Here is an 18,789-nt window from a genome sequence, read left to right as displayed (position 1 = left end):
CCTGTCGAGACCCCGCACTTCGAGGAGCACCATGCAGCGCAACATCTTCACCGCTGACCACGACGCGTTCCGTGACGCGTTCCGGACGTTCGTCGACAAGGAGATCCGCCCGCACCACGACCAGTGGGAGAAGGACGGCATCGTCTCGCGCGACATGTGGCTCGCCGCGGGCAAGCAGGGTTTCCTCGGCTTCATGATGCCGGAGGAGTACGGGGGCGGCGGTGTCACCGACTTCCGCTACAACGCCATCGTCGAGGAGGAGCTGGCGCACGCGAGCGCGACGGGCGTCGGCTTCGCGCTGCACAACGATCTCGTGTCGGGCTACCTCCTGTCGTACGCGACCGACGAGCAGAAGGCGCGCTGGCTCCCGAAGTTCTGCACGGGCGAGACGATCACCGCCATCGCGATGACCGAGCCCGGCACCGGCTCCGACCTGCAGTCGATCGCGACCACGGCAATCGACCAGGGCGACCACTACCTGGTCAACGGCCAGAAGACGTTCATCTCCAACGGCATCCTCGCCGACCTCGTGATCGTCGCGGTCAAGACCGACCCGAGCGCCGGCGCTCGGGGCTTGTCGCTGATCGTGCTCGAGCGCGGCATGGAGGGCTTCGAGCGCGGACGCAACCTCGAGAAGCTCGGCCTGAAAGCACAGGACACCGCCGAGCTGTTCTTCACGAACGTCAAGGTGCCCAAGGAGAACCTGCTCGGCGAGGAGGGCAAAGGCTTCATCTATCTGATGGAGAAGCTGCCGCAGGAGCGCCTCACGCTCTCGGTCACCGCCGCCGCCGCGTGCCGTGCGGTGATCGACATGACGCTCGAGTACGTCAAAGAGCGCAAGGCGTTCGGACGTCCGATCGGCTCCTTCCAGAACAGCCGCTTCGTGCTCGCCGAGCTCGAGACCGAGGCGCAGATCGCCCAGGTCTTCGTCGACCGCTCGATCATGGAGCTCAACGCTGGCACGCTCTCGGTCTCCGACGCGGCGATGGGCAAGTGGTGGACGACTGAGCTGCAGAAGAAGACGGTCGACAAGTGCCTGCAGCTGTTCGGCGGGTACGGGTTCATGTCGGAGTACCCGATCTCCAAGGCGTACGCGGACACGCGCATCCAGACGATCTACGGCGGCACGACCGAGATCATGAAGGAGATCATCGGCCGCACGATGGGGATCTGACGCGGCCGTACGGATGGTGCGGCTTTCGGGGTCGCTTGCGGCTCGCGGACCCGACAGGATGGCGCCATGAGCGAATCTCCTCAGAAGACCGGCACGATCCTCGTCGGCAGCGACGGCTCCGCAGGCGCTCGGCGCGCGCTCCACTGGGCGATGACCGAGGCGGATCTGCGCGGCGCGGCCGTACGGGTCGTGGTCACCGTCGACTCCACGCGCTCCTCGGTCGAGACGATCGCCGACGGTGAGCGGATCGCCGCCGAGACGGCCGAGGTGGCCGCGCTCCACGACGGCGACGCCGAGGTGACCGTCGGGGTGCACAAGGGCATGCCGGTCGACGTGCTGCTCTCGGAGGCGGCCGGCGCGCAGATGCTCGTCATCGGGAGCCACGGCACGTCCTCGATCCGGCACAACGCGCTCGGCTCGGTCAGCGACGTGCTCGCCCGTACCGCGCCGTGCCCCGTCGTGATCCTGCCCATGGGTGCTGCCTGACGGATCGCGGGAAGCGCGGCCGGGACGTCATACGGATCGAGGGCTGGAACCCCCGATCCGTATGACCTAGCGGCGAGGGCTGGGGGACGCCGAGTTCCGGTGGGCGCCGGTCTGAGTCGCGCGGTCTAAGGTGCGGACATGTCCCAGTCAACGTCTGAGCGGATGACGGTCGAGCAGCTCGCCGACCGGGTCGGCATGACTGTCCGTACGATCCGCTTCTACGCGGGCCGTGGGCTCATCCCTCCGCCCGTACGAGAGGGCCGCAACGGTTTCTATGGGCCCGACCACCTGGCCCGCCTCGAACTGGTGCGCGAGCTCCAGGCGCACGGCTTCACGCTCTCGGCGATCGAGGGCTACCTGGAGCGGCTCCCTGCGACGGCCTCGCCCGCCGACGTCGCCCTCCAGCGGACGATGCTCGCCCCGTGGTTGTCGGACCTCCCCGAGACCGTTGCGCGCGAGGTCCTCGAGGCCCGCGCCGGTCGCCCGCTCAGCGACGACGACGTCGAGCTGCTCGTCGCGCTGCGCGTCGTCGAGCCCACCCCGGACGAGGACGTCTTCCGGGTCTCACCTGCGCACCTGTCGGTCGGGGTGGCGATGATCGACCTCGGGCTCCCGCTCGACGCGGCGGTCGAGGCCGAGCGTCTCTTCGAGTCCCACGCCCGTGACATCGCCCAGGAGCTGACCGACATCTTCCGCCAGAAGGTTCTGCCGCACTATCGCGCGAGCGGCGAGTCCGCCGAGGCGATCACCGCGATGGTCGAGCGCTTCAAGCCGCTGACCGTGCAGGCGTTGGTCACCGCGTACGAGAGTGCGGTCAACGAGACCAAGCGCGAGACGGTGCGTCGCCGCACGTAGTGTGTCGGCGCAACCATCTGCATGGGTCGTTCGTCGTTGAGGAGGCGTCATGTCCGGGGTGCCCCGCTGGTTCGCCGAGGCGGTCGCGACGCCGTACGACGAGCGTGAGGTCAAGGTCGAGGGAGCTCGGATCACGTACCGGGCATGGGGGAGGGCCGGGGCGCCGGTCGTCGTCCTCGTGCACGGCGGTGCAGCGCACGCCGGCTGGTGGGACCACGTCGCCCCGTTCCTGACCGCCGCCCACCGCGTGGTCGCGCTCGACCTGTCGGGGCACGGCGAGTCCGACCGGCGAGCCTCGTACGACCTGGAGACGTACGCCGCCGAGGTGCTCGCGGTCGCCGACGCAGAGGCGGCGCGCTCGGGCGAGAAGCCCGCCGTGATCGGTCACAGCATGGGCGGGTTCGTCGTGCTGACCGCCGCGCGCGAGCACGGCGTGCGTCTCGCGGGAGTCTGTGCGATCGACTCACCGGTCCAGCAGATGTCTCCCGAGGCACGTGCCTGGCGGGCGTCCGGCAGGCACGCCCCCGGCAACAAGGTCTATCCGTCGCGCGAGGCCGTCGTCGCCCGCTTCCGCCCCCTTCCCGAGGACGGCCCGGCGCTACCGTACGTTCGCGACCACCTGGCGCCGGCCTCCGTCCGCGAGGTCGAGGGCGGCTGGACCTGGAAGTTCGATCCGAACGTGTTCTTCGGCGCCCAGATGGAGCCCGAGGACCTGGCGAAGACCGTGTGCCCAACCGCGCTGATCCGGGGTGAGCGGGGGCTCGCGACCACGGACATCACGTCGACCGTCGCCGAGCGTCTGGGCGGGCATGTTCCGGTCACGGTGGTCCCAGATGCGGGGCACCACATCATGCTCGACCAGCCGGTCGCGCTGATCACGGCGCTCCAGAGCCTCATCGGCGAGTGGAGCCGTCCGGCCCGTCCCTGAGTGGCCTCCCGGCGTCTTGGCACCGTGACAGTCGTGCTGTCATAGTGGTGTGGGTATCATTGACTTACTCGTTACTCGCAAGTAACTTTCTTTGGACACCTACTTTGCCGGGTCGTCAACGAACGAAGGACCGCCATGACTGAGGCATTCATCTACGACGCGATCCGCACCCCGCGCGGGCGCGGCAAGAAGACCGGATCCCTGCACGAGGTGAAGCCCATCAGCCTCGTGACCGGCCTCCTCGAGGAGGTCCAGAAGCGCAATCCGACGCTGGACGCCGGACAGGTCGAGGACGTCGTCCTCGGCTGTGTCACGCCCGTCGGTGACCAGGGCGCCGACATCGCGAAGACCGCCGCGCTCGCTGCCGGCCTCCCCGACACCGTCGCCGGTGTCCAGCTCAACCGCTTCTGCGCCTCGGGTCTCGAGGCCGTCAACCAGGCCGCGCAGCGTGTGCGCTCCGGCTGGGAAGACCTGATCCTCGCCGGCGGTGTCGAGTCCATGAGCCGCGTGCCGATGGCCTCCGACGGCGGCGCCTGGGCAATGGATCCGCAGACCGCGTTCGACACCGACTTCGTGCCGCAGGGCATCGGCGCCGACCTCATCGCGACGATCGAGGGCTTCACTCGTACCGACGTCGACACGTACGCGGCCGAGTCGCAGGCGCGTGCCGCCAAGGCGATCGCCAACGGCTACTTCGCCAAGTCCGTCGTCCCGGTGACGGACATCAACGGCCTCACGATCCTCGACCACGACGAGTTCGTCCGCCCCGGCACGACCGCCGAGTCGCTGGCCAGCCTGGCGCCGTCGTTCGAGGCGATCGGCAACTTCGGCGGGTTCGACGCCGTCGCGCTCGAGAAGTACCACGAGGTCGAGAAGATCAACCACGTCCACCACGCCGGCAACAGCTCGGGCATCGTGGACGGCGCGGCGATCGTCGTCATCGGCAACGAGGAGGCAGGCAAGCGCAACGGCCTGACCCCGCGTGCGCGCATCCTGGCGACCGCCGTCTCCGGCTCCGAGCCGACGATCATGCTCACCGGCCCCGCGCCGGCGACCCGCAAGGCGCTGGCCAAGGCCGGCCTCGAGGCGAGCGACATCGACCTGTTCGAGATGAACGAGGCGTTCGCCGCGGTTGTCCTGCGCTTCATGAAGGACATGTCGGTCCCGCACGACATCGTCAACGTCAACGGCGGCGCGATCGCTCTCGGTCACCCGCTCGGCGCGACCGGCGCAATGATTATCGGCACTCTCGTCGACGAGCTCGAGCGTCGCGACCAGCGCTACGGCGTCGCGACCCTGTGCGTCGGTGGCGGCATGGGCATCGCCACTGTCGTCGAGCGTCTCTGACCCCCTCGCCCACCGACTCACACACGGAGCAGATTCACATGACTGACAACACTGTGCCGTCGGCGGCCGAGGCCGTCCGTTACGAGCGTGGCGAGGACGGCATCGTCACCCTGGTCCTCGACGACCCGAACCAGAGCGCCAACACGATGAACGCGGCATACCAGTCCTCGATGGCCAAGGCCGTCGAGCGGCTCGTCGCCGAGAAGGACGACGTCGTCGGCGTCATCGTCGCCAGCGCCAAGAGCACCTTCTTCGCCGGCGGCGACCTCAAGCTCATGACGCAGATGACCCCGGCCGACGCCGAGGCCGTCTTCACCGAGGTCGAGTCGATGAAGGCGACGCTGCGCACGCTCGAGACGCTCGGCAAGCCCGTCGTCGCCGCGATCAACGGCGCCGCCCTCGGTGGCGGTCTCGAGATCGCGCTGGCCACGCACCACCGCGTCGCGGTCGACGGCCGCTACGAGATCGGCTTGCCCGAGGTCACCCTCGGCCTGCTGCCCGCCGGTGGCGGCGTGACTCGTACGGTGCGCATGTTCGGCCTCCAGAAGGCGCTCATGGAGGTGCTCCTCCAGGGCCCGCGCATGAAGCCGGCCCGTGCCATGGAGACCGGCCTGGTCGACGCGCTCGTCGCGACGCAGGACGAGCTGATCCCCGCCGCCAAGGCGTGGATCCTCGCGCACAAGGACGACGCCGACGCGTTCACGCAGGCGTGGGACAAGAAGGGCTACCGGATGCCGGGCGGCACGCCGTCCTCGCCGAAGCTCGCGCAGTTCCTCCCCGCGTTCCCGTCGAACCTGCGCAAGCAGACCAAGGGCGCGCCGATGAAGGCGCCGCGCAACATCATGGCGGCCGCCGTCGAGGGTGCGCAGGTCGACTTCGACACCGCATCGCGGATCGAGTCGCGCTACTTCGTGGACCTGGTCACCGGCCAGCAGTTCAAGAACATGACGCAGGCGTTCTTCTTCGACCTCAACGCCATCAACGCCGGCGGCTCACGTCCGGCGGGCATCGACAAGACGAAGGCCACCAAGCTCGCCATCCTCGGCGCGGGCATGATGGGCGCCGGCGTGGCATACGTGTCCGCTCGCGCGGGCATCGAGGTCGTGCTCAAGGACGTCACGATCGAGGCCGCCGAGAAGGGCAAGGCTTACAGCACCAATCTTCTCGACAAGCAGGTCGAGAAGGGCCGCCTGACCGCGGAGAAGCGTGACGAGATCCTCGCGCGCATCCACCCGACCGCCGACTACGCCGACCTCGAGGGCTGCGACTTCGTCATCGAGGCCGTCTTCGAGTCGGTCGACCTCAAGAAGCAGGTCTTCGGCGATCTCGAGCCCGTCGTGAAGTCGGACGCGCTGCTCGGCTCCAACACGTCGACGCTGCCGATCACGATCCTCGCCGACGGCGTGAAGCGTCCCGAGGACTTCATCGGGATCCACTTCTTCTCGCCGGTCGACAAGATGCCGCTGGTCGAGATCATCGTGGGCGAGAAGACTTCGGACGAGGCCATCGCGCGCTCGCTCGACTACGTCAAGCAGATCAAGAAGACCCCGATCGTCGTCAACGACAGCCGCGGGTTCTTCACCAGCCGCGTCTTCGGCACCCTCACGATGGAGGGCGCCGAGATGCTCGCCGAGGGCCTCGACCCGGTCGCGATCGAGCGCGCCGCGACGACCAAGGGCTTCCCGGCCCCGCCGCTGGCGATGATCGACGAGGTCACGCTCACCCTCCCGCAGAAGATCAACGCGGAGGCCAAGGCTGCCGCCGAGGGCGAGGGCAAGGCGTTCCCGGACAGCCCCGCGATGGACGTCATCAACGCGCTGGTCTCGCAGGATCGCAAGGGCAAGGCCGCCGGCGCCGGGTTCTACGAGTACCCGGCCGACGCCAAGAAGCACCTCTGGTCGGGTCTGTCGCAGTTCCGCAAGGACGGCGCCGAGATCCCGTGGGAGGACATGCAGGAGCGCTACACGTTCATCATGGCCATCGAGACGGTCCGCTGCCTCGAGGAGGGCGTGCTCCGTACGGTCGCCGACGCCAACATCGGCTCGATCTTCGGCATCGGCTTCCCCCCGCTGTACGGCGGCGCGCTGCAGTACATCAACGGGTACGAGGCTGCTGACGGCCGGATCGGCGTCGAGGCGTTCACCGAGCGTGCGCAGGAGCTCGCTGCGTCGTACGGCGAGCGCTTCAGCCCGCCGGCGCTGCTGCTCGAGAAGGCGTCGAAGGGCGAGAAGTTCGCCTGATCAGCTGACCGCCACAGGGCCCCGGGACCGCACGGTCCCGGGGCCTTCGTGCGCCCGTCCGTGCTTGGTACGCCAGGTGAGGAGCAGAGCAAGGGCGAGCAGCAGCTCGATGAGGTCGCCGCCGAAGTACATGAGGTTGCCCGCCGCCCGCATCTCCGCGACCGGCTCGCGGACCTGCACCAGAAGACCGGCGTAAAGCAGCTGCGCGACCAAGGCGTGGACGAGGATCGCCAGCCCGAGAACCACGAGCCGTACGGGCACGGACGCCCGCCGCGGTGCCGGGTCGAGGCCCGCGATGACCCAGGCGAAGAGCAGGCCCGCCAGCACCATGTGGAGGTGCACGAGACCGTGCACGAGCCCGTTGCGGGTGCTCAGGTCGTACAACGGGGTGAAGTAGAGCAGGACGAGCCCGCCGCTGCTAAGGGCGAGGGCGACGACGGGACAGGTGAGGAGACCGACCGGCCGGGAGCGGAGCATCCGCCCCACCCGCACAGCGCCGCGATGGGGCAGGGCCCTGAGGAGAAGGGTGACCGGAGCGGCGAGGACGAGAAGCAGCGGGGCGAGCATGGCGATGAGAAGGTGCTGGGCGGCATGGCCGGCGAAGCTCGCGTCGGCATAGCGGTCGAACCCCGGCGACAGGGCGACCAGGAGGACCGCCGACCCTGCGACGAACGAGACGGTCCGCATGCTCGCCCACCCGCGGCGGCCTCCCTCGGCGACGGCAGCCACGACGTAGGCGAGGGCGAGGACCGTCACGACCGCGAGCGGACCGAACGTCGTGACCGCCTGGAGGACCTGACGACCGGCCCCCTCCTCGTCCGAGGGGTCGTGCGCACGCACGCTCGCCCCCAGCGTCCCGGTCCACGGCATCCCGCTCACCTGCATCATGTCCGGTCGGCCGCGCCTCGAGCGCCGGTGTCAGAGAACGTGGCGCCGCGCTGGAGCAGCCACCCGACGAGCACCAGAATCGCGCCCAGGGCGAGGAATCCGAGGTCCCACTCGAGCTCGTGGGGTCCGCTCCGCACGTGGTGGATCCCGAGGAGGTGGTGGTTCACGGTCCCCTCGACGAGGTTGAAGACGCCGAACCCGACGAGCACCCAGCCCCACAGCGCACGCGAGGCCCACACGCGCCCCCGCGAGTGCTGGACCCGCGAGTAGAGGAGGGCGAGGCCGGTCAGGACCAGCAGCCAGGTGGTGGCATGGAAGATGCCGTCCCAGAGGGTGTTGATCTCCAGTCCGTGCACCGTGTCGGCCGGGTACGGAGGGAGGTCGATGTTCGCGGTGCCCGTCGACGTGAGCATGTGGTGCCACTGCAAGATCTGGTGCAGGAGGATCCCGTCGACGAACCCTCCGAGCCCGGCCCCGAGGACCATCCCCGGCAGGACGAGCGACGGAGGACGGTCTGCCGGGATCTGTCGCGCGTCGCGCGAGCTGGTGGACGTGGTCATCGAGAACTCTCTCCTCCGTCGGCGGCACCCGATCTGGTACCCGGGCGAGGTGCGGCCATGCCCGGCGACCACTCCACAGAGCCCCGGGACCGTACGGTCCCGGGGCTCCGTGCGTCGTTGTGGAAGGATGCGGGACGTGTCAGATCACGACCCCGCTCCCGAGGACGAGTCCGTCGTCGACCCGCGGTCGTCGTCGGCGACCTCCACGACGAGCATCGAGGCATGGGCGAAGGTCTTCGACCTGATGTCGGACCCGACGCGTCTGCGCCTGCTGCTGCGCATCCACTTCGCCGGCCCGATCAGAGTCTCCGACCTCGCCGACCAGACCGGCATCCGCGAGGGCACCGTCTCTCAGGCGCTGCGGGTCCTGCGCGCTGCCGAGGCCGTCTCGACCGAACGCGACGGGCGCAGCATCTACTACTCGCTCGCCGACCCGGTCATCCATGACCTCCTCCACCGCCTCGTCGGCGACGACCCGCACGCGCGCTGAACCAACCACGTCGACCGGCGAGCCCGTGTCCTCAGGCCGGTATACCCTCAGCGGCATGTCTGATCTCACCCAGTCTCGCCCCCTGCGTGAGGAGGTCCGCGACGAGCTCCGCTCGCGCATCACCAGCGGCGCGTACGCTCCCGGCTTCCGCCTCGTCGAACGCACCATCGCCAGCGAGCTCGGCGTCTCGCGCGTGCCGGTCCGTGAGGCGCTCCACGCGCTCGTGCTCGAGGGCTTCGCCGAGGACCGCCTGACCCGAGGCATCGCCGTGCGCAGCTACGACGCCGCGCAGATCGCCGATCTGGCGCAGGTCGGCGGGGCGCTCGAGGCGGTGCTCGTGCGCAGGCTCGCGACCTACGCACGGCCGTCGGATCTCGAGCCGCTTCGCGAAGTGCTCGCCGAGGCAGCAGCTTCCATCGCCGCGGGCGACGTGCCTGCGGCCGTCGTTGCCAATGCACGCTTCCACGAGGTTCTCGAGGAGCTCGGCCGCGGGACCATCGTGGGCGAGGTGCTGGTGACGATTGGTGAACGGCGGCGCTGGCTCATGCGCCAGCACACCGATCCGGCGCCCATCCACGCCGAGCACGCGGCCCTGTACGACGCGCTGGTCGCGGCCGACGTCGAGGGTGCGGTCGCCCTCGTCGTGGCGCACGCGCGCGGCGCCGTTATGCACGCCGTGACCACCCAGGATGCTTCTATGTCGTGTCAAGCCGCTGACGCGAGGACCTCCGGCACCGGGTGAGCGGCGGCCAGGGTCCGGAAGATCTGCCGCCCGACGTAGCGCTTGAGGCAGCGCCTGATCTCCTTGGTCCTCTTGCCCTCGGCCAAGCGCCGCTCGATGTAGGCCCGCGTGTTGGGGTCGGTCCGCATCCGGGTCAGAACGATGGTGTTCAACGCTCGGTTGAGTTGGCGATCGCCGCCGCGGTTGAGGCGATGGCGGACTGTGTTCCCTGACGACGCTGGGATCGGCGCGGCGCCCGCGATCTGCGCGAAGGCCGCCTCGCTGCGGATCCGGCCGGGGTGGGACCAGACCGTCAGCACGACCGCAGCGGTGATCGCTCCGACTCCGTGCTGCTCGAGAAGTTCGGGTGCTTCGACAGCTACGAGGTTCGTGATGGTGGCGCGGTTCTCGGCCAGTTCCTCGTCGAGGCTCACGACTCGCTTGGCCAGACGGACGGCCTCAGCTCGTGCGGTCGCGACACCGAAGGGCTCCTCGCGGCGTCGCCAGCCCGCGATCGTGGCGATCTGTTGCGAGGTCAGGGACTTGCGGGCGTCGATGCCAAGGTCGTGGCTGCGCACGAGCGCGGTCGCGCGTTGATGCACCGGACCCGCTCGACGTTGATGTGGTCGCGCGCGACGGTCAGCACGCGCAGCGCCATGTGTGCCTCGCCGGCGCGGCGGTCACGCAGCATCGTCAACGGCATGACGAGGGAGGACCGATTCAATCGCGTAAACGGCGTACGGGACAGTCAGCGCGAGAGGTGGAGCTCAGTCTGTGTTCGCAGGCTCTGCGGTAGCGGGCTCGAGACATTTGCGCACCGCAGTCCTGGCTCGCGCGTAAGGCTCCGGATCGTTGTGCAGGAGAGATGCGGCATTGGCAGTCTCCAGAAAGGCGATCAGCTCGAACGCGAGTTGGTCGGCGTCCGTGTCGTCAGGGAGTTCGCCGAGCTGGCGGGCGTCGTGGATGGTGCGTGTGACCAGGTTGCTCCAGTCCAGACTGGCAGCGGCCACGGTGTCGCGTACCCGGCCAGATCGAGCGTCGTACTCGGCAGCAACGGCGAAGAAGAAGCACCCGCCAGGGAATGTCCGTCGTTCTGAATAGCTCAGCCAGTTCTCGCACAGTCGGCGCACCCGCCCCACGCCCGGCGGCACGGCCAATGCGGGCTGGATAACCTCCTCGAGGTACACGCCTGCCGCGGCGCGGATCGTGGCGAGCTGCAGTTCCTCCTTTGAGCCGAAGTAGCCGAACAGTCCGCTCTTGCTCACGCCGAGGTCCGTGGCGAGCCGGCCGATCGACAGCCCGTCCAACCCGTCTTGGGAGGCGAGGTCTGCCGCCCTGCGCAGGATCGCAGTCCGCGCTTGGTCATTTCGCGGTCGCCCCACCTTCTCCACCTCCTTGCGCACGAACGTTCGGTAAATGATACCCGACGCCTCTCCTGTCTGTGTTAGCGTGCGTTTCTAGTACGAACGTTCGTGCTTGGAAAGGATCATTGTGACGAGGCAAAGAACCGCGGACGTCCGCGACCTGGACCGCCAGGCGTTGGCGCTGGCCAGTGGAGTGATCGCGCAGGTCCAGGGCGCAGATCTTGTGCGACCCACACCCTGCGCTTCCTGGAACCTGGCTGAACTACTACGACACATTGTTGGCGAGAATCGCGGCTTCGCCGCCAACGCCATGAGTGCACCGGTAGACCGATCCATATGGGACAGCGGCGACCTCCGCACCGACGCGTATCGCGCCTTCCAGGACTCTGCGGACGCGGTCACGGAGGCGTTCGCCGCCCCGGACGCCTACGACCGTCAGGTCGAAGTGCGCGAGTTCGGCATCTTCCGGGGCCGGGTCGCTCTGAGCATGCACTTCGTGGACGTCCTCGTTCACGGATGGGATGTCGCCGCGACCATCGGTGCGCCCTACCATCCCGACCCGGAGTTGACCGCCGCTGCGCTGACGATCGCGCGCCAGTGGCCGGATACACCGAGCTCCCGCGGTCCCGGTGCCGCGTTCAGCCCTCAGGTCCCGGTGTCCACCGATGCCGCCGACTTCGAGCGACTGCTTGGGCTCCTGGGCCGCTCCCCACTGTGGACTCGACCATTTTGAGAACCCGGTGGACGCCCGGCCCAGCCGCCAGCACCACAGGCCCAGTGCTGATCAGCGTCACCGACTTCCAGGCCAGTCGCCACCTCGACTTGCCTGGCATCTACCAGGCCGGCTTCACGCTGCGCCGATCCTGGCCCCTCCATGCGGGCGCGGTCGGCATGTGGCTATGGACAGCCCCCCTGCAGGCCAGGTGCGGCTCGGTGTCGATCTGGCAGGACGAGGAGGCCCTGCACCGGTTCGTGGCCTGGCCTGACCACGTCACGATCATGCGCCGCTATCGCGGACGGGGAAAGGTCAGGTCTGCCACCTGGGCCGGCACCCAGCCTGACCCCGCTATCTGGGTCCAGGCGCGGTCATACCTGGCCGGCGGCGAACCCGGCACAGCAAGCCACGGCCAGTAGGGCGGTCGGGTCCAGCATGTCAACTACCCGCCATCTGAGACAGAACCGTCATAGCTGCGGCGGGATCAGCGATACGAGACGAGAGAGCACATGCAAGAAGAATTGATGACCGGGGACGGCTGCCACGAAGTCCTGCGCGTCCTAGCCGACCGCGTGCGCCACGGAAGCCGTCCCGGCGAACGCCAGGACGGCCAACGGGTAGCGCTGGCCATCGAGGGCGGCGGCATGCGCGGCACAATCTCCGCCGGGATGGCCCTAGCCCTGCACGAGATGGGGGCGGCGCACGCCTTCGACGCCGTCTACGGCGCCTCTGCGGGCGCGATCACTGGAGCGTGGCTGCTGAGCGGAGCCCCTGAGAACCTGACCGGATGGGCTGAACCGGCGTATGTGACAGCGATGATCCGTCCGTCCAACGTTTGGCGCGGCCGGCCGATGGTCGATGTGCAGAACCTCGTCGAGTACCTCTATTGCGAGGTGGCCCGAATGGACTTCAACGCCATCCTGGCCAACCCCGTCGAGTACCACCCACTGGCGACCGACTTCCACACTGGCCAAGCCACTGATCTACGCCCTCATCTGACCAGTCCGGCCGAACTGCGACTGGCCCTGCGCGCCAGCGCTGCACTGCCCTTCCTCGCCGGTCCACCGATTGAGCTAGCAGGCCGGCGCTTCTCTGATGCCGGCCTCTCCGAGTCCATCCCCTACCGCACCGCCCTCGCCCAGGGCGCCAGTCACGTTCTGGTTCTGCGGTCCCGGCCAGCGCCGCCACTCGCCGCCGGTAAATCTGACCCCGGCCCACGCACGCGCCCGTCATACAGGGCGCGCCTAACCTCCGCGACCGCGCTGCGGATCTATCCCGACCCCGTGCGGCACAGCTTCCTAGCACGGGACCGCCGCCTTCTGGAAGACGAAGCGTTGCTCGCGCAATACGACCAAGCCGTGCTGCCGGGGGGGCCAACATCCGTCGACCGGCGGACCAAGGCCAAATCCGCAGTGCTGTCCGTGCGTCCCGGACCGGACTCGCCGCGAGTCGGGCGCCTCACTCGCGACGCGAAGATCCTCAAAGCCGCGTTCGAAGCCGGGCGGACGGCGATAGAGCGTACGCTAGACCCTCTCAGCCTGCAGACGGGTCTGCCCCCTGCCGAGTGAACCCTTCCTTGGTCTGACGCGAGGCACTGCAGACCGGTCAAGATGCGGTGGCGAAGAACTCCGTCATTCCGGCATAGGGTGAGTCCCCAGGAGTGGTGGAAGTAGCTGGCCCAGCCTGGGATCGGAACTCTCTACCGCCACACGGGCCGTCCGTCCACCGCAAAGGTTGGCCTGTTGGTCGGCCCGGCACGGCACGCCACGTCGATACCCAAGGTCATCGTCATCTCTCGTGCTCCCGTCAGTCATTGGTTCGGATCAGAAATGACTGAGCGGCACGGCCACGGTCCAGACATTCTCTAAGCAGAAGTCTCGCGACCCTGTGGGGTCACGGACTCCAAGTTCCCGAACAGGACCACCGCATCGACCGGACACCAGTCCGCGGGCGACTCACTCAGCGGTCAGAGATCACACCGTGTCCCGGTCGGTGGCCCGGAGCACACCCGCGAACCCTTGCTGCCAACCAAAATGTCGGTGGCTCCACTCATGCTGGTGATGAGAGGAGGTGGCGACATGGCCAGCAGCAAGCCGAGCAAGGCCGCGCTGTCGAAGGCGGGCAAGACCCTCGCGTCCGACGGATCGTCCAAGGGCGCAAAATCGAAGGCCGGTAGCACCCTCGGTAAGGGCTGATACCGGAGCGGCCACTCTCCCGCTCGACTGGGGAGAGCGTCCGTCTGCCTGCGTCTTTTCGGGCCCTAGCGGCTGCTGGGTCGGGGCCGAGGACGGCGGGTTGGGGGGTATCCGCTTGGGCTCTCGGTCGGTGGCGGGGGACCTCGACGAGCCGGACCTCGAGGGCGCCCTTGCGGGCGCCGAGCCGCTGCAAGGCGGCGTCGTTTCGGCATCGGGTTGAGCACCAGACGGGACGTCGGCCGACGCCGCGGTAGCCGACGGCTCGGCCGAGCTTAGGTGCGCGGACCTGCGCCATGCAGTAGGGCATCGATGATGCGGGCGGCGAGGGTGTCAGTGTCGATGTCGGTATCGTCCGGGCTTCCGCGCAGGGATTCCCCGAGGAGCGCGTAGTAGACCCGCCGCACCCAGTCGAGGTCAGCCGTCTCGTCGATGAGCTTGTCCGCCCGGGCTCGTTCCAGCACTGTGATGCAACGCTGGCCGATGTCCTCGTGAAGGGCCGCCGCTTCGCTGTCGGGATGGGCAGGTAGTCCCAGCGCGAACGCCCAGGCGCCTTTCACCTCGAGCACATTGGCCGTGATCCGGTGCAATGCCACCAGGGGAGGGGCGGTGTCGGGCCGGCCGTCCTCCACGGCTTGGACGAGCTGGCGGGCGGCCGAAGATGCCAAGGCATCGATCAGTGCCTGCCGATGGGCGAACCGCCGGTGGATCGTTGTCCTGGCCACCCCCGCCGCAGTCGCGATCTGCTCCATCGACGCGCCGGGATCCGTGGAGAGCACGCGTTCGGCTGCCTCCAAAATTGCGCGCACACTGCGCTCCGCGTCCGCCCGCAACGGCCGTGCCGCTGTCTCACCCATGGCGCCTCCCACCTATCTGCTCAGCCCCAAAACGACACGGAACTGCGCTGCTCCCGAATTAACTGCATCGTCAGTGTTGCATTTACGGTCATTATGAGCAACGCTTGTGTCTTAGTTTACTGCCACTCAAGGAGAAATCCATGCACAGTACAGCGCTCATCACCGGGGCTTCATCCGGACTCGGGGCAGAGTTCGCCGCACAACTCGCCGCCCGCGGACACGACCTGATCCTGGTGGCGCGTTCCGAGGGCAGGCTCACCGCTCTCGCAGAGCGCCTCGCCGCGGAGCACGACATCCGGGCCCACGTCCTAGTCCAGGACCTCTCCGACCCCGATGCGGCCCGGCAGATCGCTGGTCAGCTTTCCGCCCGTGACCTCCGCGTCGACCTGCTGGTCAACAACGCCGGCTTCGGCACTTGCGGTCGCTTTGAGGAGATCGCCGCAGAGCGTGACCACGATCAGCTGATGGTCAACGTCGTCGCGCTCGTAGACCTCACCCACGCGCTGCTCCCCGACATGCTGGAGCGCGGCACGGGAGCAGTCTTGAACGTCGCTTCCACCGCGGGGTTTCAGCCCTCCCCCTACTTCGCCGTCTACGGGGCGGCCAAGGGCTTCGTGCTGAACTTCGGGCTGGCCCTGCGCCAGGAGTACCGCGGTCGCGGCATTCGCGTACTTACTCTGTGCCCCGGCCCGGTCGACACCCCCTTCTTCGAGGCCATCGGCACCCGCAAGGCGGCCGTCAACGGCTCGATGACCACGCCCGAACCGGTTGTACGCGCCGCTCTACGCGCGCTCGACCGGGACCGGGGATACGTCACTCCCGGACTCGGCAATGCTCTGTCCGCGCATCTGCTGCCGCGCCGGCCGCGCACCCTGGTTGCCGCCATGGCCGAGCGCGTTACCCGTCAAGTACTCAGCCCCGCGGCGGGCACCGCCCCGCACCCGAAGGAGTACGCGGCATGAATTCTTCCAACGCTCCCGCTGCGGGTGCCGCCGCCGCGATGCTGCTCGTTGGCTCCTCGACGGCCGTCTCTGCGACGATTGCTGCGCCCCCATGTCCGATGAAACGCACGCCGATGCCGAGGCCGCAAGTCGGACGCTAGCGGTCTGAACCGCCCGTGACGTTCTGCTCCTTCTAGCGCTGGCCGCCACCGGCCTGGCGGGCTTCAACATCTTCCTGGTCGAAGCCACCCGGCACGCGAGCCCCGCAATGATCGGCACCGTGGTCGGCGCACTCCCCATCGTCCTAGCACTCGTCGGGCCGTTGACCGAACGCCGCCGACCGGCCGCGCGCACCGTTAGCGCCGCGGTTGTCGTGACCCTAGGCGCTGTCGTCGCCGCGGTCACAACGCGCACGGGTGACCGGCGCTAACCCTGCCAGCCAGCCCCAGGCCGACCGTCACCAAGACTTACAGGCGGTTCAAACCGCTAGCGTCCGACTTGCGGCCTCGGCATCGGCGTGCGTTTCATCGGACATGGGGGCGCAGCAGTCGTCGTTCGCCGCGCAGATCTTCCGACGCATGCCGGTGGGTCGACGTCCGCACACCGAGGAGGGCCTCAAGCGCACCATCGGGCTCGTCCAGCTGGTCGGGTTCGGCGTCGGCGCGACGGTCGGTACGGGCATCTTCTTCGTCCTGACCGAGGCCGTTCCGAATGCCGGGCCAGGTGTCGTCGTGTCGTTCGTGATCGCCGCGGTCACGGCGGGACTCACTGCGCTCTGCTATGCCGAGCTCGCTGGCAGCGTCCCCGTGTCGGGATCGTCGTACTCCTACGCGTACGCCACCCTCGGCGAGGTCGTCGCGATGGTCGTCGCGGCGTGCCTGCTGCTCGAGTACGGCGTGTCTGCGTCCGCGGTGGCGGTCGGCTGGTCGGAGTACCTCAACCAGCTCCTCGACAACCTCTTCGGCGTCCAGATCCCGCACGACCTGTCGTACGCGCCCGAGGCCGGCGGCGTCGTCAACCTGCCCGCGATGGTCCTCGTCGTCCTGTGCGCGCTGCTGCTGATCCGTGGCGCGAGCGAGTCCGCGACCGTCAACACGATCATGGTCGGCATCAAGGTGGCCGTGCTCCTCCTGTTCATCGCGATCGCGGCGACGGGCTGGAACAGCGACAACCTCGCCGACTTCGCCCCGTTCGGTGTCGCAGGGATCCAGGCGGCGTCGGCGACCATCTTCTTCTCCTACATCGGACTCGACGCCGTGTCGACGGCCGGGGACGAGGTGAAGGACCCGGCACGCACGATGCCGAAGGCGATCATCATCTCGCTGATCATCGTGTCCACCCTGTACGTCGCCGTGGCGCTCACCGCCGTCGCCGCACAGCCGTGGCAGGACTTCGAGGGGCAGCAGGCAGGGCTGGCGCAGATCCTGGAGAATGTCACCGGCTCGACCTGGCCGAGCACGGTGCTTGCCGCGGGCGCGGTCATCTCGATCTTCAGCATCACCCTCGTCGTCATGTACGGGCAGACGCGCATCCTCTTCACGATGGGCCGTGACCGGATGCTGCCTCCGATCTTCGCCCGGGTGAACCCCCGGACGCTCACCCCGATCCCCAACACGATCATCGTCGCCACCGTCGTCGCGCTCATCGCGGGCTTCATCCCGCTCAACTGGTTGCTCGACACGGTGAGCATCGGGACGCTCGTCGCCTTCATGGTGGTCTCGCTCGGTGTCATCATCTTGCGCCGGCGCGCACCCGACCTCGAGCGCACGTTCAAGGTGCCGCTGTATCCCGTGCTGCCGCTGCTGTCGATCGCCGCGTGCATCTACGTGCTCACGGGGCTCGCACTCGTGACGTGGGTGGTGTTCCTCATCTGGGTGGCGGTCGCGCTCGCGTTCTACTTCTCGTACGGGTTCCGGCGCTCGACGCTGCGCACCGGAGCCGGCGACGAGGAGGCGACGTCGTGACCGTCGTGGCGGGGATCGGCCCCGACGGGCGAGGCATGCACGCCGTCCACCTGGCCGGCCGGATCGCGGCGTCCACCGAGGAGGACCTGCTGCTGTGCTGCGTGGTCTCCGACGCGTGGGGCCGGGGGAGTGCGGCGTCCGGTGCGGATGCCGACTGGCGGCGCCACCTGGAGGGGATGGCAACCGAGGCGATGGCCGAGGCGCGGACGATCCCGCCGCCTGAGGTGCGGGTCGACGCCGTCGTCCGTACCGCGCGGTCGGTGCCTCGCGAGCTGGTGACCGCGTCCGAACGCGCAGACGCGTCGATTCTCGTCGTCGGATCGGCGGGCGACGCGCTCATGGGCCACGTCGCGCTCGGCAACGTCAGCACCTGGCTGCTCCACCGGGCATCGCTTCCCGTCGCGCTCTCCCCGCGCTCGTTCTGGTCAGAGCCGACCGACCGGCTCGAACGCCTCGTCCTCGCCGTCGACTCCGACGCCGCCGTGGACTCCGCCCTCGACGCGACGACGCTGCTGGCGCGGCGCGCAGGCGTCGGTCTCGGGCTCGTGACCTTCGGCGTACGACGCCTGCCGGCGCTGCCGGACGGAGGAGGGCGCCGGGCGGACGACGCGGTGTACGAGGCGTGGCGCGAGCAGATCGACGCCTTCCAGGCGCGTGCCGCGTCGCTCGTGGAGGAGACCGGAGTGCCGGTCACCGACAGGATCGTCGCGGTCGCCGACTCGTGGCGCGGCGCCGTGAACAAGGTGCACTGGCGCGAGGGGGACATGCTGGTGATGACGTCGAGCCGCGAAGGTCCGGTCCGCCGGATCTTCCTCGGATCGAACGCACCGCGCATCATGGGTCACGTGCCCGTGCCCGTCCTCACGCTTCCCCGGAGGTAGGAGTGCCCGTCATCGACCGCCGCGTCGTCCTCCCGGCGCCGGCCGCACAGGTGTGGGCACGTGCCACGACCGTCGAAGGGATCGCGTACGAGCTCGCGCCCTGGTTGTCGATGACGGTGCCGCCCAGTCTGCGCGGCAAGACTCTCGCCGATCGCGACGACGTCCTGACCTTCGCCCGCGCGTGAC

20 protein-coding genes are annotated in these 18,789 nt (G+C 68.7%); 15 read left to right on the top strand and 5 right to left on the bottom strand.

Going from position 1 to position 18,789, the window contains the following annotated elements:
* The first annotated feature begins 31 nt into the window (after positions 1-31).
* From H4N58_RS19130 to H4N58_RS19105, 6 genes are all read left to right on the top strand, one after another.
* A complete protein-coding gene (locus H4N58_RS19130; protein ID WP_167007012.1) occupies positions 32-1,174 on the top strand; it encodes an acyl-CoA dehydrogenase family protein in 1,143 nt (380 codons plus the stop codon).
* A gap of 66 nt (positions 1,175-1,240) precedes the next feature.
* Positions 1,241-1,660, top strand: coding sequence for a universal stress protein (locus H4N58_RS19125; RefSeq protein ID WP_167251166.1), 420 nt, complete (start codon positions 1,241-1,243; stop codon positions 1,658-1,660).
* A gap of 138 nt (positions 1,661-1,798) precedes the next feature.
* The gene (locus H4N58_RS19120) at positions 1,799-2,515 is read left to right on the top strand and encodes a MerR family transcriptional regulator (RefSeq protein ID WP_167007006.1); all 717 of its coding nucleotides are present in this window, start codon (positions 1,799-1,801) and stop codon (positions 2,513-2,515) included.
* Positions 2,516-2,564: 49 nt separating this feature from the next.
* Positions 2,565-3,443 carry an alpha/beta fold hydrolase gene (locus H4N58_RS19115; protein WP_167251168.1) on the top strand — a complete coding sequence of 293 codons (879 nt, stop codon included), beginning with the start codon at positions 2,565-2,567 and terminating at the stop codon, positions 3,441-3,443.
* A 135-nt stretch (positions 3,444-3,578) separates the two neighbouring features.
* Positions 3,579-4,790 carry an acetyl-CoA C-acetyltransferase gene (locus tag H4N58_RS19110; protein WP_167007000.1) on the top strand — a complete coding sequence of 404 codons (1,212 nt, stop codon included), beginning with the start codon at positions 3,579-3,581 and terminating at the stop codon, positions 4,788-4,790.
* A gap of 38 nt (positions 4,791-4,828) precedes the next feature.
* On the top strand, positions 4,829-7,030 hold the full coding sequence (locus tag H4N58_RS19105; RefSeq protein WP_167251170.1) for a 3-hydroxyacyl-CoA dehydrogenase NAD-binding domain-containing protein: 2,202 nt from the start codon (positions 4,829-4,831) through the stop codon (positions 7,028-7,030).
* Here H4N58_RS19105 and H4N58_RS19100 read toward each other — a convergent pair whose 3' ends face one another.
* Together H4N58_RS19100 and H4N58_RS19095 are read right to left on the bottom strand one after the other, a co-directional pair.
* Positions 7,031-7,900: a cytochrome c oxidase assembly protein gene (locus H4N58_RS19100; protein WP_167251730.1), complete on the bottom strand. Its 870-nt coding sequence runs from the start codon at positions 7,898-7,900 to the stop codon at positions 7,031-7,033. It lies immediately after the preceding gene.
* A gap of 14 nt (positions 7,901-7,914) precedes the next feature.
* Positions 7,915-8,478, bottom strand: a complete 564-nt coding sequence (locus H4N58_RS19095) for a DUF2243 domain-containing protein (RefSeq protein WP_167251172.1) — start codon at positions 8,476-8,478, stop codon at positions 7,915-7,917.
* A 136-nt stretch (positions 8,479-8,614) separates the two neighbouring features.
* On the opposite strand from H4N58_RS19095, the gene H4N58_RS19090 reads away from it, so the two are divergent.
* Together H4N58_RS19090 and H4N58_RS19085 are read left to right on the top strand one after the other, a co-directional pair.
* The gene (locus tag H4N58_RS19090; RefSeq protein WP_208322468.1) at positions 8,615-8,968 is read left to right on the top strand and encodes a helix-turn-helix transcriptional regulator; all 354 of its coding nucleotides are present in this window, start codon (positions 8,615-8,617) and stop codon (positions 8,966-8,968) included.
* Between the two features lie 55 nt (positions 8,969-9,023).
* Positions 9,024-9,710: a GntR family transcriptional regulator gene (locus tag H4N58_RS19085; RefSeq protein ID WP_167006989.1), complete on the top strand. Its 687-nt coding sequence runs from the start codon at positions 9,024-9,026 to the stop codon at positions 9,708-9,710.
* Here the strand turns inward: H4N58_RS19085 and H4N58_RS19080 are convergent.
* Positions 9,674-10,291 (bottom strand): transposase, encoded by a 618-nt coding sequence (locus H4N58_RS19080; protein ID WP_167006986.1) that lies wholly within the window; start codon positions 10,289-10,291, stop codon positions 9,674-9,676. The two genes, H4N58_RS19085 and H4N58_RS19080, sit on opposite strands and share 37 nt — an antisense overlap.
* A gap of 165 nt (positions 10,292-10,456) precedes the next feature.
* Complete coding sequence (locus H4N58_RS19075; RefSeq protein WP_243843064.1) at positions 10,457-11,092, bottom strand: TetR/AcrR family transcriptional regulator; 636 nt, start codon at positions 11,090-11,092, stop codon at positions 10,457-10,459.
* An 88-nt stretch (positions 11,093-11,180) separates the two neighbouring features.
* Here H4N58_RS19075 and H4N58_RS19070 point away from each other — a divergent pair, with 88 nt between their 5' ends.
* The 3 genes from H4N58_RS19070 (at position 11,181) to H4N58_RS19060 (ending at position 13,336) form a co-directional block, all read left to right on the top strand.
* Positions 11,181-11,786 carry a TIGR03086 family metal-binding protein gene (locus H4N58_RS19070; protein WP_167007247.1) on the top strand — a complete coding sequence of 202 codons (606 nt, stop codon included), beginning with the start codon at positions 11,181-11,183 and terminating at the stop codon, positions 11,784-11,786.
* 44 nt (positions 11,787-11,830) lie between these two features.
* Complete coding sequence (locus H4N58_RS19065) at positions 11,831-12,187, top strand: hypothetical protein (RefSeq protein WP_208322466.1); 357 nt, start codon at positions 11,831-11,833, stop codon at positions 12,185-12,187.
* A 90-nt stretch (positions 12,188-12,277) separates the two neighbouring features.
* Positions 12,278-13,336: a patatin family protein gene (locus tag H4N58_RS19060; RefSeq protein WP_208322465.1), complete on the top strand. Its 1,059-nt coding sequence runs from the start codon at positions 12,278-12,280 to the stop codon at positions 13,334-13,336.
* Positions 13,337-14,235: 899 nt separating this feature from the next.
* Here H4N58_RS19060 and H4N58_RS19055 read toward each other — a convergent pair.
* Positions 14,236-14,817: a TetR/AcrR family transcriptional regulator gene (locus tag H4N58_RS19055; RefSeq protein ID WP_167006980.1), complete on the bottom strand. Its 582-nt coding sequence runs from the start codon at positions 14,815-14,817 to the stop codon at positions 14,236-14,238.
* A 140-nt stretch (positions 14,818-14,957) separates the two neighbouring features.
* On the opposite strand from H4N58_RS19055, the gene H4N58_RS19050 reads away from it, so the two are divergent.
* The 4 genes from H4N58_RS19050 to H4N58_RS19035 all read left to right on the top strand — a co-directional run bounded on the left by H4N58_RS19050 (position 14,958) and on the right by H4N58_RS19035 (position 18,788).
* On the top strand, positions 14,958-15,779 hold the full coding sequence (locus tag H4N58_RS19050; protein ID WP_167251175.1) for an SDR family oxidoreductase: 822 nt from the start codon (positions 14,958-14,960) through the stop codon (positions 15,777-15,779).
* A 512-nt stretch (positions 15,780-16,291) separates the two neighbouring features.
* Positions 16,292-17,722, top strand: a complete 1,431-nt coding sequence (locus tag H4N58_RS19045) for an amino acid permease (protein WP_167006973.1) — start codon at positions 16,292-16,294, stop codon at positions 17,720-17,722.
* Positions 17,719-18,603 (top strand): universal stress protein, encoded by an 885-nt coding sequence (locus tag H4N58_RS19040; RefSeq protein ID WP_167251176.1) that lies wholly within the window; start codon positions 17,719-17,721, stop codon positions 18,601-18,603. Before H4N58_RS19045 ends, H4N58_RS19040 begins: the two co-directional genes overlap by 4 nt.
* A gap of 2 nt (positions 18,604-18,605) precedes the next feature.
* The gene (locus H4N58_RS19035; protein WP_167251178.1) at positions 18,606-18,788 is read left to right on the top strand and encodes a hypothetical protein; all 183 of its coding nucleotides are present in this window, start codon (positions 18,606-18,608) and stop codon (positions 18,786-18,788) included.
* Position 18,789: the final 1 nt, after the last annotated feature.

Source organism: Mumia sp. ZJ1417 (genome assembly GCF_014127285.1).
In the GTDB taxonomy this organism is placed as follows: domain Bacteria; phylum Actinomycetota; class Actinomycetes; order Propionibacteriales; family Nocardioidaceae; genus Mumia.
This window is presented reverse-complemented; position numbering and strand designations above follow the sequence as displayed.